Here is a 1,099-nt window from a genome sequence, read left to right as displayed (position 1 = left end):
CTGCTCTGGTGTCGATTGTCGTTGTGCCGGTGGAGGTTCAGGTCCGCACGCGGACATGAGTAAGTGGGTGTGGAGTTCGGCGACCGCGGTCGGGATCGGTTGACCAACGATGCGACGACGGCGCTTGAACTCGGCGAGCGCGTACACCGCAGCTTGCACCTGGGAGTCAGTCAGAGTCGTCGGCATCGAGGCGTACCCCGTTGGCGATCGAGTTGTGCGAGCGCAGGCCACTCAGCAGTGGTAGCGGATCAGGTTGTGGTGGTTCGGCATTGGCGAGCACCTGTTCGTGGATGCAGGCGCGGCACGTCCATTTCCAGACTGATCCAGCGTAGCTGCGGACGGGGCCACGGCACACGCCGCAGACATGGCCGTTGTCGGTGGTCATGGTGTTCCTTGCTGTTGTAGGGCGATCTGCTCGACGAGCGCCTGTGACGCGCGCTTGACCTCGTCGGGTGATGCGCTCCAATCCATGCGGCGGAGGGGCACATCGAACGACTTAGGCAGCAGGTGTTCGATTCCGCGCGGCACCAACGCTCCCAGGATTCGGTAGCGGGTCGAGCGTGCGGAATCCCAGACCCGCTGTTGCGAGTCCAGCGCGATCCGGCCCTCGGCGCGACCATAGGTGATGATCAGCCGCAGAACCGCATCCTTGTCTCGCAGCAGAAGTTGTTGCAGGATATTGACTTCCACTCCGGGCCAGAAGCTGGCCCAGTTGGTGACCGAGTGAATTCCGCACAGGCATTCCGCCGCGGGAATCTCGTCAAGGTCGTGATACTCGCAGGTCGCGGTGTACAGGAGGCCACGGCGGTGCGTGCTGAAAGTTCGGACGACGAACGGCGGAACGAGGGCCCCATCGTCGGTGACTTTCCAGACGCGCCACCCGACGTGACGATCAACGATCGGCGTTTCGCTTGCGGCCCTCCAGTTGATCTCGACGGGGAACAGCTCGGCGGTGTCGAGTTGCCACAGTGGTTGTTTCGGTGCATCCGGTGCGAATGGGTCGTCGCCGAACAGCCGGAATCCCGCCATCTGAAGTAGGTTGAAGTCGATCCGAGCGGCGCGGAGTATTCCGGTCTCCACGATTACGGGGCGGCCGTCG

At 63.1% G+C, this 1,099-nt stretch carries 2 protein-coding genes; both read right to left on the bottom strand.

Annotated elements, in window-relative coordinates; translation table 11 throughout:
* Positions 1 to 166: 166 nt before the first annotated feature.
* The gene (locus MKW15_RS24165; protein ID WP_240862932.1) at positions 167 to 385 is read right to left on the bottom strand and encodes a hypothetical protein; all 219 of its coding nucleotides are present in this window, start codon (positions 383 to 385) and stop codon (positions 167 to 169) included.
* A partial coding sequence (locus MKW15_RS24160) for a hypothetical protein (RefSeq protein WP_240862930.1) occupies positions 382 to 1,099 on the bottom strand: 718 nt, incomplete at its 5' end. The genes MKW15_RS24160 and MKW15_RS24165, both read right to left, overlap by 4 nt.

It is taken from the genome of Gordonia gummivorans (assembly GCF_022513585.1).
Classification (GTDB): Bacteria; Actinomycetota; Actinomycetes; order Mycobacteriales; family Mycobacteriaceae; genus Gordonia.
Note: the sequence above shows the minus strand (reverse complement) of the source record. Positions and strands in the feature narration are given on the sequence as shown.

What these genes read in the sequence shown, in the direction of transcription:
- MKW15_RS24165 (WP_240862932.1), bottom strand. Translation starts at nt 385, where the DNA reads ATGACCACCGACAACGGCCATGTCTGCGGCGTGTGCCGTGGCCCCGTC.